The sequence below is a fragment of the Streptomyces sp. NPDC037290 genome (genome assembly GCF_055603245.1).
The window spans coordinates 160162-174388 of record NZ_JBVJVZ010000011.1; the positions used below are offsets into that span (position 1 = coordinate 160162).

A 14227-nucleotide genomic window follows, 5' to 3' on the forward strand; every position below is an offset into this window, starting at 1 on the left:
CGCGGCGCCTGCGCGCGGTTCCCCGCGTCCCGCCGGAGCACTCCGGTTCAGGGCGTCGCCTTGCGCAGCTCTTCCACCCCGGCCGTCAGGGCGTCGGTCACCGGGGGCGGCGGGATGTCGGCGCCGGCGCTGGTGCGGGCCAGGAGGGGCAGCTCCACCTGGACTCCCCCCAGGCGGGTCAGGTTGACCGGGTTCCTCGGGTGCACGCCGCGCAGTGCGGACGGGATCTCCGCCAGGTCGACGGCGGCGGGGAACTGCGGGGCCCCGGTGGCGAACGCCTCGGCGAGGACGCGGGCCGCGGTCCGGTTGCCGCCGCCGAGGAAGACCGTGCGCGGGGCCTCGGGGCGCATATGGCCGTGCAGGGAGACCGTGAGGGCGACACGGGTCAGGAACTCCCGCAGCAACGCGCAGTGCTCGGCCGCCATGCGGGGCGAGGGGACGTGCACGGGCCGCCGTGCCCCCGGCTGGGTGAAGACGAGGCTGGTGGCGCCGCAGCGGCGGCCCACCGTCTCGGCGAGCTGGGCCGTGCCCCCTTCGTTGCTTCCGTGCAGGGCGAGCAGCCCGATGCCGCCGCGGCCCGGTACCAGGGTCGCGACCATGGGGACGCCCTCGATCTCCACCGCTTCGGTGCGTGTCATCGCTCCCTTTCAGCCGTCCGTCGGCGCGGGCATGTTGTACGGCGTGACGACCTGGACGGCCGACGGCAGCAGCGGGCCGGCGGGCGGCAGGGCGCCGTGGAAGCGCATGACCTCATGGCAGGCCTCGCGCAGATCGTGCCGCAGGTCGTGGTGGAGCACCGCGGACAGCCGGTGCTCGCGCAGCAGCCGGGTGTTGTCCTGGTCGAGGTCGTGGGCGATGAACACCGCGCACTCCCGGCCGAGGTCGGCGAAGGCGCGCAGGGTGGCGTCGTTGCCGCCGCCGATGGAGTACACGGCACGGATCTCCGGGTCCCGTTCCAGGGCGGCGCGGACCAGGTCGTACTGGGTGGCGTCCAGGCCCTGGCCCTCGGCGATCTCGACCAGGGTGCGCTGCGGGTGCCGGGCCCGCATGACGCTCCTGAAGCCCATCTCGCGTTCCTCCTCGTTGCGGAAGAAGCCGCTGCTGAGGCTGGTGAGGACGTTGCCGGGCCGGTCGCCGAGCCACTGGCCCGTCAGATAGGCGGCGGTGGCACCGGCGGCCCGGTTGTCACTGCCGACGTAGCCGAGCCGGCCGCTGGCGGGCAGGTCGGTGACCAGGGTGACGACCGGGATGCCGGCCGCGGCCAGGCGGCCCACGGCGGCGGTGACCTCGGGGACGTCCGGTGCCTTGAGGAGCACGCCCTGGGAGCCGCGCCGGGCGATCCGGTCCAGCGTGGCGACCTGCTCGGCGGCCGGGCCGGTCTCGCGGAAGTGGAAGCGGGAGCGGACCACGGCCGGATGCAGGGACGGCAGTTCGGCCTCCAGGGCGGCGCGCACGGCGGTGGTGAACCGCTCGGGGGCCTGCACCACGATGTCGACCATGAACGTACGGCCGACCAGCCGCACCTGGGTGCGCTGCCGGTCGAGGTCGGCGATGGCCCGGCGCACCTCCTGGGCGGTGCTCTCGCGCACCCCTCCCCTGCCGTTCAGCACACGGTCCACGGTGGCCTCGCTCAGGCCCGCCTGACGTGCGATCTCCCGGATGGGGAACGGGTGGCCCATGGCCCGGCTCCTTGAGGGGTTTTTGATGGCTTGCTGCTGATTGTTCGAGGGGTTTGTACTGACAACAATGGCAGAGCTGTCTCGCTCTCGTGACCAAAAGAAGCGACGGACAAGCAACCACACACAAGGAGCAGCGGAGCACATGCGTATCGGAATCCTCGGCCTCGGCCGCATCGGCGCCTTCCACGCCGAGACCCTCTCCGGACTGGACGCCGTGGAGTCGCTCGTCGTCGCCGACCCGTTCGCGGACGCCGCCAAGTCCGCCGCCGAGCGGTTCGGCGCCGAGGTCGCCGACTCCCCGGAGGCGCTGCTGGCGGCCGGGGTGGACGGCCTGGTCGTCGCGGCGGCCACCGACGCCCACCCGGCGCTGATCCGGGCCGGTGTCGAGGCCGGTGTCCCCGTCTTCTGCGAGAAGCCCGTGGCCCGCACCATGGCCGAGGGGGTGGAGGTCCTGAAGGCCGTACGGCACAGCGACGTGCCGATCCAGATCGGCTACAACCGGCGCTTCGACGCCGGCTTCGCCGCGGCGCGAGCCGCCGTACGGGCGGGTGAGCTGGGCAGGTTGCACACGGTCCGCTGCACGACCCTGGACCCTGCGCCGCCGCCGGCCGCGTACGTCGCCGCGTCCGGGGGCATCTTCCGGGACTGTTCCGTGCACGACTTCGACGTCATCCGCTGGGTGACGGGCCATGAGGTCACCGAGGTGTACGCGGTCGGCGGCAACCGGGGCGCCGACTTCATCAAGGCGGCGGGCGACGCCGACACCACCGGCGCGATCCTCACCCTGGACGACGGCACCATCGCGGTGGTCTCCAACTCCCGCCACAACGCCCGGGGTTACGACGTGCGCATGGAACTCCACGGCTTCACGGACTCGATCGCGGTCGGCCTGGACGACAAGCTCCCGCTGCGCTCGGTCGAACCCGGCGTGACCTTCCCGGCCGACACCCCGCACGACTTCTTCATGGACCGCTTCACCGACGCCTACCGCGCCGAACTCACCGCGTTCACCGAGGTCGTGGCCGGCACCCGGCCGTCTCCCTGCACCATCGAGGACGCCCTGGAGGCGGGCTGGATCGCCGAGGCCTGCACCCTGTCCCTCCGGGCGCACCGGCCGGTGACGGTCGCGGAGGTACGGGAGCCCTGAGACATGCGGGCGGCGCCGGGCGGAGGTGCCCGGCGCCGTACCCGTGTCTCAGCCGCAGTAGCGGATCAGCCACTCGTCGGGGTTGTACGTGTCCCGCGCCGGGTCGGGCAGGGTGGCCGGCTTGGTCTCGACCGTGTCCTCGGGGCGTATCCGCTCCGGGAGCGCGCCGAAGCGGTCACGGCGCACGAGCGCCGGGTCGGTCGCGTCCTGGGCCGGTTTCCGGGGTTCCGTGCGGTGTGTCATCTCGTCCTCCCGTCTGCGCGGGCATCCCCCGTCGTCGTACACAACGCCCGCGTGCCCGGGTTGGTTCCCGGCCCCGTCGCGGTCGAATCCTGTCAGGCCCCGCAGGAGCGCAGGAACCGCCGGGTCCGCACCGCGATCGGCAGGGGCCGGTCGGGCTCGCACGGGTACATGTCCTGCTCGACGATCGCGAACAGCTCGACGCCCAGTTTCTGCGCGGCCTCCAGGACGGGCCCCAACTCGGGCACGCCGGAGGGCGGTTCGCACATCACGCCGCGCTGCACCGCCGGCCCGAACGGCACCTCGTGCGCGACCACCTCGGCGAGGACGTCCGGGTCGACCTGTTTGAGGTGCAGGTAGCCGATGCGCTCGCCGTAGGTCTCGATGAGCTTGACGCTGTCCCCGCCGCAGTAGGCGTAGTGCCCGGTGTCCAGGCAGAGGTTGACCAGCTCTGCGTCGGTCGAGTCCAGGAAGCGTTCGACGTGGGCCTCGGTGTCGATGTGGGTGTCGGCGTGCGGGTGGACCACGATGTCGAGGCCGTAGCTCTCCTTGACCTCGTGGCCGAGCCGCTCCATGCCCTTGGCCAGGTGCGCCCACTGCTCGGCGGTCAGCTCCGGCGGCTCCAGGATCTCGGCGGTCCTGTCGTCCCGCCAGAAGGACGGGATGACCACCAGGTGCCGCGCGCCCATGGCCTGGGTGAGCGCGGCGATCTGGCTGACGTGGGCCCAGGTGTCCACCCAGACGGACGGGCCGCGGTGCATGCCGGTGAAGACCGTGCCGGCGGAGACCTTCAGGTTCCGCCGGGCCACCTCGTCCCTGAGCCGGGCCGGGTCGGTGGGGAGGTAGCCGTAGGGGCCGAGTTCGATCCAGTCGTAGCCGGCCTCGGCGACCTCGTCGAGGAAGCGTTCCCAGGGCACCTGCCGCGGGTCGTCGGGGAACCAGACGCCCCAGGAGTCGGGGGCCGAGCCGACCCGGATCCGGTCCAGCGGGGTGGGGGTGGCCATCGTCAGGGGGTTCCTTCCGGGGAGGGCGCGACGGGTGCGGTCAGGTCGCTCTCTTCGGGGAGTTCGTCGGTGTCGACGCCGCGTACCTGGGCGAATTCGTGTTTGAGGGCGGCGAGTTCGGCCCCGCCGGCCATGTGGTTGGTCAGCTCCTCCAGGCTGACCTCGCTGCGGTCGGCGGACAGTTCCAGGGTGCCCAGGCGCAGCACGCTGAAGTGGTCGCCGACCATGTAGGCGTGGTGGGGGTTGTGGGTGATGAAGATGACGCCCAGGCCGCGGTCGCGGGCGGCGGCGATGTACTTGAGCACCACACCGGACTGTTTGACGCCGAGGGCGGCGGTGGGCTCGTCCAGGATGAGGACGCGGGCGCCGAAGTAGACGGCGCGGGCGATGGCCACGCACTGGCGCTGGCCGCCGGAGAGGGTGCCGATGGGCTGTTCCATGTCGTCCAGGACGATGCCCATGTTGCGCAGTTCCGCGTCGGCGGTCTTCTTCATGCGGGCGATGTCCAGCCGGCGCAGCGGCCAGGGGCCCTTGGTCATCTCCGAGCCGAGGAAGAAGTTGCGCCACACCGGCATCAGGGGGACGGTGGCCAGGTCCTGGTAGACGGTGGCGATACCGCGGTCGAGGGCCTCGCGCGGGGTGGAGAAACGCACCGTCCGTCCGTCGACGAGGAAGGTGCCCTCGGTGTGCTGGTGCAGCCCGGAGACGATCTTGATGAGGGTGGACTTGCCGGCGCCGTTGTCCCCGAGGACGCAGGTCACCCTCCCGGCGTGCACCGTCAGGTCGACACCGTGCAGGGCCCGGATGTTGCCGTAGGACTTGCCCGCGCCGCGCAGCTCGACCAGGGGCCCGTCGCCGGCGGTCGGCGTGTCGGCGAGGACGGCACCGTGGGTGGTCTTGTCGGTCATCGCAATTTACCTCCGGGTCGCCGTGCGCTGGACCCACAGATTGATCAGGACGGCGCCGAGCAGCATCACGCCGAGGAAGGCCTTGAACCAGTCGGGGTTCCAGCCGGCGTAGACGATGCCCTGGTTGACCATGCCGAACATGAACGCCCCGAAGACCGGGCCGATCGCCGAACCGTAGCCGCCGGTCAGCAGACAGCCGCCGATCACGGCCGCCGCGATGTAGATCAGCTCCTGGCCGACGCCCTCGCCGGACTGCACGGTGTTGAAGGAGAACAGGTTGTGCATGCCGACGAACCAGGCGCCGAAGCCGACCAGCATGAACAGCGAGATCTTGGTGAACGTCACCGGGACACCGACGGCCCGCGCGGACTCCTTGTTGCCGCCGACCGCGAAGATCCAGTTGCCGTATCTGGTGCGCAGCAGCACCCAGGTGGCCAGCGCGGCGAAGACCAGCCACCACACCACGGTGATCTTCACCTGTACGCCGCCCACGTCGAAGGAGGACGCGAAGATCCTCTGCGCCTGGCCGAAGCCGTCCATGTCGCTGATGTCGTCGGTGGCGACGTTGCCGGTGACCAGCTTGGTCACCGCCAGGTTCACACCCTGCAGGATCAGGAACGTGCCCAGCGTGATCAGGAAGCTGGGCAGGCCCGTCCTGACCACCATCCAGCCGTTGAAGAACCCGATCGCCAGCGACACGGCCAGGGCGACGATCACACCCGTCCACACGTTCAGGGTCAGCTGGTAGCTGAGCATGCTCGCGGTCAGCGCCGAGGAGATCACCGCGACACCGGAGGACAGGTCGAACTCGCCGCCGATCATCAGCAGGGCCACCGGCAGCGCCATGATCCCGATCGTCGAGGACTGGTAGAGGATGGTGGCCATCGAGCTGCCCTGGCGGACCGTGGGCGCGGCGATCAGGAAGAAGACCAGGACGGCGGCCGCGCCGAGGAAGACACCCACCTCGGGGCGGGCCAGCAGCCGCAGCGCCGGCGAGCGGCGGACGGTACGGCCGTCGGTCTGCTTGCCACCGGATCCCGACGGCGTGGTCACCGTCGGCTCAGCACGCTGGGCCATGCTCATCACCGGGTCCCCTTCGCGGCGAACTCGGCGACCTTGTCGACGTTGGACCTGTCGACGAAGGCCGGACCGGTCAGCACCGGCTGGACCCCGCCGCCGCTGTAGTTGCCGTTGTTCTTGTAGAGCCACAACGCGTCGACCGCGAGGTAGCCCTGCAGGTAGGGCTGCTGGTCGACGGCGAACTCGATCGTGCCGCCCTGGACGGCCTTCACCAGGTCCTTGTTCAGGTCGAAGGTGGCCACCTTGGCCTTGCTGCCCGCGTCGCCCACCGACTGCACGGCGGTCAGCGCGAACGGGGCGCCGAGGGTGACGACCGTGTCGATGGCGGAGTCCTGCTTCAGCTTGGCCGTGATGGTCGACCGCACGGACGGCATGTCCGTGCCGTTCACGTACAGCGTCTCAGTGGTGCCCTTGAACGTCTTCTGCACACCGTCGCAGCGCTGGGTCAGGCCCACGTTGCCCTGCTCCTGGATCACGCAGACGACCTTCTTGGCGCCGGTGGTGTTCAGCTTGTCGCCGAACGCCTCGCCCGCCACGCTCTCGTCCTGCCCGAAGAACTCCAGCAGGCCGAGCTTCTTCCAGTCGGCCAGGCCCGAGTTCAGGCCCACGACCGGGATGCCGGCCTGCTCCGCCTTGCCGATGACGGTCTTCATCGCGTCGGGCTTGGCCAGGGTGACCGCGATGCCGTCGACCTTCTGGTCGACGGCGTTCTGCACCAGGTTCGCCTGGCTGCCGGCGTTGGGGTCGGCGGAGTAGACCAGCTTGATGTTGTCCTTGGCCGCCGCGGCCTCCGCGCCCTTGCGGACGGTGTCCCAGAAGGTGTCTCCGGGTGCCTGGTGGGTGACCAGCGCGACCGTCATGCGGGGGGTGTTGGCCTTGCCGGCCGAGGCGTTCTGCGCCGCCTCCTCGGCCTTCTTGCCGCCGTGGGCGCTCGCGCAGCCCGTGAGGGTGAGGGCCGTGGCGGCGGCCACGGCCACCAGCGGCACCAGTCTGCGGGAGCGTGAGCGAGAAGAGCGGTCCATCTTTCCTGCACCTCACTGTGCGACGGGGAGGGGAAGGGACGCTGTTGCGTTGGGACGGGATACAAGCTTCTGCCGGGGCCCGCTGTCAATACTTTGTTAAGACATCATTTCACAAGGTGGTCCGAATGTAAGTACAAACCGTTGACACCCTCCCCTCCCGGGACCTACACCTGAGCGGCATGAGCCCAGTACACCGCACCCCCCAGCGAACGGCACCGGGCGATCGCGCGCTCGACTCCATCGGCTTCACCCTGGACCGCACCAGCCCGGTACCGCTGTACCACCAGCTCGCCCAGCAACTGGAGGCGGCCATCGAACACGGCGCGCCGGCACCGGGCGACCTCCTGGGCAACGAGGTCGACCTGGCCGTACGGCTCGGCCTGTCCCGGCCCACCGTGCGCCAGGCGATCCAGTCCCTGGTCGACAAGGGCCTGCTGGTGCGCCGCCGCGGAGTGGGCACCCAGGTGGTGCACAGCAAGGTCAGACGGCCACTGGAACTCAGCAGCCTCTACGACGACCTGGAGTCGGCCGGACAGGGCCCGACCACCCGGGTGCTGCGCAACGAGGTCACCGTACTGGAGCGGCTGCGCCGCACCCATGGCCATCCGGTGGCGTTCCTGTGCAACTACCTCCCGGCCTCGCTCCTCGAACTGCCCACGGAACGACTGGAGTCGACGGGTCTGTACCACATGATGCGGTCCGCCGGGATCGTCCTGCACAGCGCCCGCCAGTCCGTCGGCGCGCGCAGCGCGACGGCCGAGGAGGGCGCCCTGCTGGACGAGAAGGAGGGCGCGGCCCTGCTCACCATGCGGCGCACCGCGTACGACGTCACGGGCCGGCCGGTGGAGTACGGCAGCCACGCGTACCGGGCGTCACGCTACGCCTTCGACTTCCAACTGCTGGTCAGGACCTGAAACGGAACCACCTGCCCCGTCTTCAACAAAGTTGCAGGTGAACGTGACGATTACGTTTCGGGCAAGAGACACCCCAGCGCGACCCGGCCTATTGACTCATGAGCGGACATGGGGCTGTTATTACGCCCACGATGTTCGGTCGAGTTGATTTCTGAGCGGTTTCGACGACCTTTCGATGATCAACTCATCCCCTTGACCGAGCCCTGTATTCCTCAGGAGCCGCCATGCGCCTCTCCCCCTCCGGTCTTTCCGTCCCGGGTCCCAGCCGTCGTTCGGTGCTGCGCACCGCGGGCGGTGCCGCCCTCCTCGCCGGGGTCGGCACACCCCTGCTGTCCGCCTGCGGAGGCAGCGGTTCCTCCTCCGACCCGAAGACCGTCACGCTCGGCTCGAACGCCTCGGACGCCGTGCCGAAGAAGGCCTTCACGAACGTGTACGCGGAGTTCAAGAAGCAGTCCGGCGTCACGGTCGACGTGAACACGAAGGACCACAACACCTTCCAGGAGCAGATCAACTCGTATCTGCAGGGCACGCCGGACGACGTGTTCAACTGGTTCGCCGGCTACCGCATGCAGTTCTTCGCGGCGAAGGGGCTGGCCTCTCCGGTCGACGACGTGTGGCAGAAGATCGGGGACAACTTCCCGGAGGCGATGAAGAAGCTCAGCAAGGGCGAGGACGGCAAGTACTACTTCGTGCCGCTGACGACGTACCCCTGGGCGGTCTTCTACCGCAGAAGCGTCTTCCGGCAGCACGGCTACAAGGTCCCCGGCACCTGGGACGACTTCGTCGGCCTGTGCAAGCAGATGAAGAAGGACGGCCTGGTCCCGCTCGCCTTCGGCGACAAGGACGCGTGGCCGGCGATGGGCACCTTCGACCAGATCAACTTCCGGCTCAACGGCTACGACTTCCACGTCCAGTTGATGGCGGGCAAGGCGTCCTGGACCGACGCCAAGGTGAAGGCCGTCTTCGACCACTGGGCCGAGATACTCCCCTACCACCAGGACGGCTTCATGGGCCGGACCTGGCAGGACGCCGCGCAGACGCTGGTCGCCAAGAAGGCCGGCATGTACCTCCTCGGCTCCTTCGTGGCCCAGCAGTTCACCAACCAGGCCGACCTGGACGACCTCGACTTCTTCCCCTTCCCGGAGATCAACCCCGCGTACGGCCAGGACACGGTGGAGGCGCCGACCGACGGCTTCATGGTCAGCAAGGCCCCGAAGAACCACGCCGGCGTCGTCAGGCTGCTGGAGTACCTGGGCACCCCGGCGGCCGAGGAGCTGTACCTGAAGACCGACCCGAGTGTGGTCGCGGCCTCCAGCAAGGCCTCCACCTCCGCCTACTCGGCGCTGCAGAAGAAGGCGTTCGACATGATCAGCGGCGCCAAGAGCCTCACCCAGTTCATGGACCGCGACTCCCGGCCCGACTTCACCTCCACGGTGATGCAGCCGGGCCTGCAGAAGTTCCTGCAGAACCCCAAGGGCGTGGACAGCCTGCTGTCGTCCATCGAGCGCCAGAAGAAGACGATCTTCGCGTCCCAGTGAGCGGCCCGATGACGACCGATACGACGACGAAGACCCCGGAGGCGGCCGCGGTGCCGCCTCCGGGGCCCGCGCTCGAGAAGAAGCGGGTCACGCGGGGCCACCGGCGCCTGCTGACCCGCCGTGACCGGTTCACGCTCGCCCTGATGGCGGGCGTGCCGACGATCCTGCACGTGCTCCTGGTGTGGGTCACCGCCATCGCCTCGATCTTCCTCGCCTTCACCACCTGGGACGGCATCGGGTTCGGCTCGATCAAGTGGGTGGGCCTGGACAACTTCCGCCAACTCTTCAGCGACAACCCGCAGTTCTGGCCAGCCGTCCAGCACAACGCGATCTGGTTCGTCGTACTGATCCTGATCCCGACGCCGTTCGGCCTGTTCCTGGCCGTGCAGCTGGACAAGCGGATCCGTTTCAGCCGGGTCTACCAGACCGCGTTCTTCCTGCCGGTGGTCATCTCGATGGCGTGCATCGGCTTCGTCTGGCAGCTGGTCTACAACCCGGACACCGGCCTGATCAACAGCATCATCGGGGCCAACAAGCCCGGTCACTACATCGACTGGATCGGCGATCCGCACCTGAACCTGTGGGCGGTCCTCATCGCCGCGTCCTGGCGGCACACCGGCTACATGATGATCCTCTACCTGGCCGGTCTGAAGAGCGTCGACCCGTCGCTCAGGGAGGCATCCGCGCTGGACGGCGCGAACGAGTGGCAGACGTTCAGGAGCGTCATCTTCCCCACCCTGCGCCCGACCAACACGGTCGTGCTGGTCGTCACCATCATCGAGGCGCTGCGCGCCTTCGACCTGGTCTTCGTCTTCAACAAGGGTGCCCAGGGCACGGAGTTGCTGTCGATCCTGGTCACCAACAACATCATCGGCGAGTCCAGCCGCATCGGTTACGGCTCCGCGATCGCCGTGGTCCTGCTGGTGATCTCCCTGGCGGTGATCATCCCCTACCTGATCGCCACCTTCCGGAAGGAGCGGCGCGCATGACCAGCACCACCCTGCCGCTGAAGCGGCGCGCCCCGATCCGGCCGGCCCGCGTCCTGCTGCACGTCTTCCTCGCCGGTACGGCGCTGGCCTGGCTGGCGCCGCTGCTGTGGGCGGTCTTCTCGGCCATGCGGCCGTACAGCGAGACCAGCACCAAGGGCTATGTCTCCTGGCCGGACAAGCTGACGTACGAGAACTTCACGAACGCGTATCAGCAGTCGGACATGCTGCACTACTTCGGCAACACGCTGGTCATCGCGGTACCGGCCGTCCTGCTGACGCTGTTCCTGTCCTCCTGTGTGGCGTTCTACGTCGCCCGCTTCGACTTCCGGCTCAATCTGGCGCTCCTGCTGGTGTTCACGGCCGGCAACCTGCTCCCGCAGCAGGTCATCATCACCCCGCTGTACCGGCTGTACCTGCTGACGAACCTGCCGGGCATCACCCAGAGCGGCAAGCTGTACGACTCCGCGCTCGGCCTGGTCCTCATCCACGTGGCGTTCCAGTCCGGGTTCTGCGCGTTCGTGCTGAGCAACTACATGCGCTCGCTCCCGCACGAGCTGACCGAGGCCGCGCTGGTCGACGGCGCGTCGGTGTGGCGGCTGTACTGGCAGATCACCCTGCCGCTGTGCAAGCCGGCGATGGCGGCCCTGGCGACCCTGCTGTCGATCTGGATCTACAACGACTTCTTCTGGGCGCTGGTGCTCATCTCGACCGGCCAGAACATGCCGATCACCTCGGCCCTGAACAACCTCTCCGGCCAGTACTTCACCGACCCCAACCTGGTCGCGGCGGGCTCCCTGCTGACCGCGATCCCGACCCTGGTTGTCTACTTCGCCCTCCAGCGCCAGTTCGTCAGCGGCCTCACGCTGGGCTCCAGCAAGGGCTGAGGCGCCGGCGCCCCCGGCGTGGTTCGTCCACCGGCGTGGTTCGTCCACCGGCGTGGTTCGTCCACGGCCACCCGGAGGCACTGCCGGTCGGCCGTCCTCTCCTGTCCAGGGCAGGACGGTCATGGAGTCGCGGCCAGACGTCCGGGCCGGGAGCGGGATGCCACAATCGGGTCAGGAGGTCGGAATGTACCGCTCGAGTCAGGGGCCGGACATATCGGCTCGGACGTACGAGGCGCATCGAGCCACCGGGCGCCAGTGATGGCGGCGCAGAAGGGAGGGCGGCAACCGCGCCGGCAGCTGCCCGATCTGCACCTGCGGCTGCGGTCCGAGCTGGGCCGGATCGACGAGCAGCTGCGCGGCCTGATGTCCTCCATGGACCGGCTGCAGGGCCTGCTGGACGCGGTGGTGGCCATCAGCCGCGAGGTGGAGCTGCCCGCGGTGCTGCACCGTATCGTGACCACCGCGATGGACCTGGTCGGCGCCCGCTACGGAGCGCTGGGCGTGCTCAACGAGTCCGGGGAGAGCCTGGGGCAGTTCATCTCGGTCGGCCTGTCCGAGCAGGAACGCGAAGCTCTGGCCACGGCGGGCCTGCCACGTGGTCTGGGCGTCCTCGGTCACCTGATCCGCTACCCCGAGCCCCTGCGGGTCGACGACATCCGGGCCCATCCCTCGTCCGCCGGGTTCCCGGCCGGCCACCCGTGCCTGCGGACCCTGCTCGGCGTGGCCATCAGCGTGCGCGGCAGGATCTACGGCGACCTGTACCTCTCCGAGCGGCGTGACGGAAAGCCCTTCGACGTCCATGACGAGAACGTCGTCGTCGCCCTGGCCGGCGCCGCCGGCATCGCGGTCGAGAACGTTCGTCTCTTCGAAAGGGTGCGCAGCGGCGCCGAACAGTTCCAGCGGCTTCTGCTGCCGACACTGCCCGATGTACGGCCCTTCACGGCCGCCGCGATCTACCGTCCCGCCGCCGAGCCCAGCCAGCTCGGCGGGGACTGGTACGACGCCATCCCCCTGCCCAACGGCGTGGTGGCCGTCGTCATCGGTGACGTGGTCGGCCACGATCTGCAGGCCGCGGCCGCCATGGCCGCCACCCGCAACATGCTGCGCGCCCTGGTCTTCGATCACGGCAACCCGCCCGGCGCGGTCCTCGCCCGGCTCGACCGGGCCCTGGAAGCCATCACGAACAACCCCGTCACGACCACCACTCTGGCCCGCATCGAACCGGAGGGAGGGGGGTGGCGCATCCGCTGGAGCACCGCGGGCCACGTCCCGCCCCTGCTGCTCACCCGTGAGCGGCACGCGGCCTACCTGCTGGCCGAGCCCGGGCTGCCGCTCGGCGTCGACTCCGGGCAGCCCCGTCCGGACCACTCCCGCGCCCTTCCAGCCGGCGCCACCGTCGTCTTCTTCACCGATGGTCTGATCGAACATCCCGACCAGCCCATCGACGAGAGTCTGAACGAGCTCGCCGACCTGGCCGTGACGCACGCCGCGCTGCCCCTGCCGGAGTTCGTCCAGGCTCTGGCCGATCACCACCCCAGTGACGGTCACGACGACATGGCCATCCTCGCCCTGCGCGCCCCGGCCGCCTGAGCGCGGGGCCCCGGCGACGCTGCCGTGGAGGATCCGGCCCAACCGGCGGATGATGGCCTCGGGGCGATGTCGACACGAAGGTCCTCCGATGTCCGACACGCGGCGTGCACGGCTGGGAAGCGGTGGCCTGGCCGCCGTGGAGATCTGTGCCACCGCCGCGCTGTACCTCGGTTCGGCCAAACTGGGACTGCTGCAGCAGATGGTGCGCGGCCAGGTCACCCCGCTGTGGCCGCCGAGCGGCATCGCGGTGGCGAGCCTGCTCCTGCGCGGCCCGCGGCTGTGGCCCGGAATCGCCCTGGGCGCGTTCCTGGTCAACGTCTCACTGGGGCCGTCCCTCCCGGCCGTGCTGGCGATCGCGGCCGGGAACACCCTCGCGCCCCTCTGCTCCTGCGCGCTGCTGCGCCGTGCGGGGTTCCGCAACGAGCTGGACCGGCTGCGGGACACGCTCACGCTGATCTTCCTCGGGGCGTTCACCGGGATGCTGGTCAGCGCGACGACGGGCACCGGCACCCTGGTCCTCGCCGGTGCGCTCGGACCCGGGGACTTCTGGCCGACGTGGTCGGTCTGGTGGACCGGCGACGCGATGGGCGTCCTGCTGGTCACACCGGTCCTGCTCGTGCTTCGCTCGGCACGCCTGCCGAAGGACGCGCCGCCGTCCCGGTGGGTGGAGGGGCTGCTGCTCCTGGCCGCCACCGTAGGCGTCGGTTTCCTGGAGGCCAACCGCACGCCGCTGCTGTTCCTCGGCTTCCCGCTGCTGATCTGGGCGGCCTTCCGCTTCCAGCTGGCGGGGGCCGCCCCCTGCGCGCTGGTCGTGTCGACCTTCGCCATCATCGCCGCGGCCGAGAGATCGGGCCCGTTCACCGGGCACGACCTGCTCACCGAAATGATCACACTGCAGGCGTTCAACGGGTCCACCGCGCTGACCGCCCTGCTGCTCTCGGCGGTCATCAGCGAGCGGAACCAGACCCAGCACGAGATCGCGCGCGCCTGCAGGCAGCTCGCCGCGATGGCGGCAAAGATCGCCACCGGCGACTACAGACCGGTGCGCCCCGACGGGGGCGGGCAGAAGGACGACCGGCAGGAGGACCCACGGACGACGGCGGAGGCCGCCTCCTCCCCCATGAGAAGACGGCCTCCGACCGGCGGCGAAGCCGGCCGCGACGACGGGATGTGAACCCGGTACGGCCCGGGCGGGCCGGCCGGCGAGGGAGGGAAGACCGGCCCGCCCGGGA

14 protein-coding genes are annotated in these 14227 nt (G+C 69.8%); 7 read left to right on the forward strand and 7 right to left on the reverse strand.

Going from position 1 to position 14227, the window contains the following annotated elements; genetic code table 11:
- Nucleotides 1-47: 47 nt before the first annotated feature.
- Both ACZ7HQ_RS31840 and ACZ7HQ_RS31845 read right to left on the reverse strand, forming a co-directional pair.
- Entirely contained in the window at nt 48-638 is a 591-nt protein-coding gene (locus tag ACZ7HQ_RS31840; RefSeq protein ID WP_470997377.1) for a poly-gamma-glutamate hydrolase family protein, read from the reverse strand.
- Between the two features lie 9 nt (nt 639-647).
- Complete coding sequence (locus ACZ7HQ_RS31845; protein WP_470997380.1) at nt 648-1679, reverse strand: LacI family DNA-binding transcriptional regulator; 1032 nt, start codon at nt 1677-1679, stop codon at nt 648-650.
- Between the two features lie 142 nt (nt 1680-1821).
- Here ACZ7HQ_RS31845 and ACZ7HQ_RS31850 point away from each other — a divergent pair, with 142 nt between their 5' ends.
- Nucleotides 1822-2826, forward strand: a complete 1005-nt coding sequence (locus ACZ7HQ_RS31850; RefSeq protein WP_470997382.1) for a Gfo/Idh/MocA family protein — start codon at nt 1822-1824, stop codon at nt 2824-2826.
- Between the two features lie 48 nt (nt 2827-2874).
- Here ACZ7HQ_RS31850 and ACZ7HQ_RS31855 read toward each other — a convergent pair whose 3' ends face one another.
- The 5 genes from ACZ7HQ_RS31855 to ACZ7HQ_RS31875 form a co-directional block, all read right to left on the reverse strand.
- On the reverse strand, nt 2875-3069 hold the full coding sequence (locus ACZ7HQ_RS31855) for a hypothetical protein (protein ID WP_470997385.1): 195 nt from the start codon (nt 3067-3069) through the stop codon (nt 2875-2877).
- A gap of 92 nt (nt 3070-3161) precedes the next feature.
- Nucleotides 3162-4070, reverse strand: coding sequence for a sugar phosphate isomerase/epimerase family protein (locus tag ACZ7HQ_RS31860; RefSeq protein WP_470997388.1), 909 nt, complete (start codon nt 4068-4070; stop codon nt 3162-3164).
- 2 nt (nt 4071-4072) lie between these two features.
- Nucleotides 4073-4978 carry an ATP-binding cassette domain-containing protein gene (locus tag ACZ7HQ_RS31865; protein ID WP_470997391.1) on the reverse strand — a complete coding sequence of 302 codons (906 nt, stop codon included), beginning with the start codon at nt 4976-4978 and terminating at the stop codon, nt 4073-4075.
- Between the two features lie 6 nt (nt 4979-4984).
- Nucleotides 4985-6061: an ABC transporter permease gene (locus ACZ7HQ_RS31870; RefSeq protein WP_470997394.1), complete on the reverse strand. Its 1077-nt coding sequence runs from the start codon at nt 6059-6061 to the stop codon at nt 4985-4987.
- Nucleotides 6061-7080, reverse strand: a complete 1020-nt coding sequence (locus tag ACZ7HQ_RS31875; protein ID WP_470997397.1) for a substrate-binding domain-containing protein — start codon at nt 7078-7080, stop codon at nt 6061-6063. Before ACZ7HQ_RS31875 ends, ACZ7HQ_RS31870 begins: the two co-directional genes overlap by 1 nt.
- Before the next feature lie 179 nt (nt 7081-7259).
- Here ACZ7HQ_RS31875 and ACZ7HQ_RS31880 point away from each other — a divergent pair, with 179 nt between their 5' ends.
- The 6 genes from ACZ7HQ_RS31880 to ACZ7HQ_RS31905 all read left to right on the forward strand — a co-directional run bounded on the left by ACZ7HQ_RS31880 (nt 7260) and on the right by ACZ7HQ_RS31905 (nt 14169).
- A complete protein-coding gene (locus tag ACZ7HQ_RS31880; RefSeq protein WP_470997400.1) occupies nt 7260-7994 on the forward strand; it encodes a GntR family transcriptional regulator in 735 nt (244 codons plus the stop codon).
- A 224-nt stretch (nt 7995-8218) separates the two neighbouring features.
- Nucleotides 8219-9532 (forward strand): ABC transporter substrate-binding protein, encoded by a 1314-nt coding sequence (locus ACZ7HQ_RS31885; RefSeq protein WP_470997403.1) that lies wholly within the window; start codon nt 8219-8221, stop codon nt 9530-9532.
- Between the two features lie 8 nt (nt 9533-9540).
- Nucleotides 9541-10521, forward strand: a complete 981-nt coding sequence (locus ACZ7HQ_RS31890) for a carbohydrate ABC transporter permease (protein WP_470997406.1) — start codon at nt 9541-9543, stop codon at nt 10519-10521.
- Nucleotides 10518-11405, forward strand: coding sequence for a carbohydrate ABC transporter permease (locus tag ACZ7HQ_RS31895; protein ID WP_470997409.1), 888 nt, complete (start codon nt 10518-10520; stop codon nt 11403-11405). Before ACZ7HQ_RS31890 ends, ACZ7HQ_RS31895 begins: the two co-directional genes overlap by 4 nt.
- Before the next feature lie 258 nt (nt 11406-11663).
- Nucleotides 11664-12995: a PP2C family protein-serine/threonine phosphatase gene (locus ACZ7HQ_RS31900; protein WP_470997411.1), complete on the forward strand. Its 1332-nt coding sequence runs from the start codon at nt 11664-11666 to the stop codon at nt 12993-12995.
- 88 nt (nt 12996-13083) lie between these two features.
- Complete coding sequence (locus tag ACZ7HQ_RS31905; RefSeq protein ID WP_470997414.1) at nt 13084-14169, forward strand: MASE1 domain-containing protein; 1086 nt, start codon at nt 13084-13086, stop codon at nt 14167-14169.
- The last annotated feature ends 58 nt before the right edge of the window (nt 14170-14227 follow it).

Excerpts from the sequence above, each read along its gene's own strand:
- ACZ7HQ_RS31905 (WP_470997414.1), top strand. The coding sequence starts at position 13,084 with ATGTCCGACACGCGGCGTGCACGGCTGGGAAGCGGTGGCCTGGCCGCC.
- ACZ7HQ_RS31855 (WP_470997385.1), bottom strand. The coding sequence starts at position 3,069 with ATGACACACCGCACGGAACCCCGGAAACCGGCCCAGGACGCGACCGAC.
- ACZ7HQ_RS31870 (WP_470997394.1), bottom strand. The coding sequence starts at position 6,061 with ATGAGCATGGCCCAGCGTGCTGAGCCGACGGTGACCACGCCGTCGGGA.
- ACZ7HQ_RS31895 (WP_470997409.1), top strand. The coding sequence starts at position 10,518 with ATGACCAGCACCACCCTGCCGCTGAAGCGGCGCGCCCCGATCCGGCCG.
- ACZ7HQ_RS31890 (WP_470997406.1), top strand. The coding sequence starts at position 9,541 with ATGACGACCGATACGACGACGAAGACCCCGGAGGCGGCCGCGGTGCCG.
- ACZ7HQ_RS31900 (WP_470997411.1), top strand. The coding sequence starts at position 11,664 with ATGGCGGCGCAGAAGGGAGGGCGGCAACCGCGCCGGCAGCTGCCCGAT.
- ACZ7HQ_RS31850 (WP_470997382.1), top strand. The coding sequence starts at position 1,822 with ATGCGTATCGGAATCCTCGGCCTCGGCCGCATCGGCGCCTTCCACGCC.
- ACZ7HQ_RS31840 (WP_470997377.1), bottom strand. The coding sequence starts at position 638 with ATGACACGCACCGAAGCGGTGGAGATCGAGGGCGTCCCCATGGTCGCG.
- ACZ7HQ_RS31845 (WP_470997380.1), bottom strand. The coding sequence starts at position 1,679 with ATGGGCCACCCGTTCCCCATCCGGGAGATCGCACGTCAGGCGGGCCTG.
- ACZ7HQ_RS31865 (WP_470997391.1), bottom strand. The coding sequence starts at position 4,978 with ATGACCGACAAGACCACCCACGGTGCCGTCCTCGCCGACACGCCGACC.
- ACZ7HQ_RS31860 (WP_470997388.1), bottom strand. The coding sequence starts at position 4,070 with ATGGCCACCCCCACCCCGCTGGACCGGATCCGGGTCGGCTCGGCCCCC.
- ACZ7HQ_RS31885 (WP_470997403.1), top strand. The coding sequence starts at position 8,219 with ATGCGCCTCTCCCCCTCCGGTCTTTCCGTCCCGGGTCCCAGCCGTCGT.
- ACZ7HQ_RS31880 (WP_470997400.1), top strand. The coding sequence starts at position 7,260 with ATGAGCCCAGTACACCGCACCCCCCAGCGAACGGCACCGGGCGATCGC.
- ACZ7HQ_RS31875 (WP_470997397.1), bottom strand. The coding sequence starts at position 7,080 with ATGGACCGCTCTTCTCGCTCACGCTCCCGCAGACTGGTGCCGCTGGTG.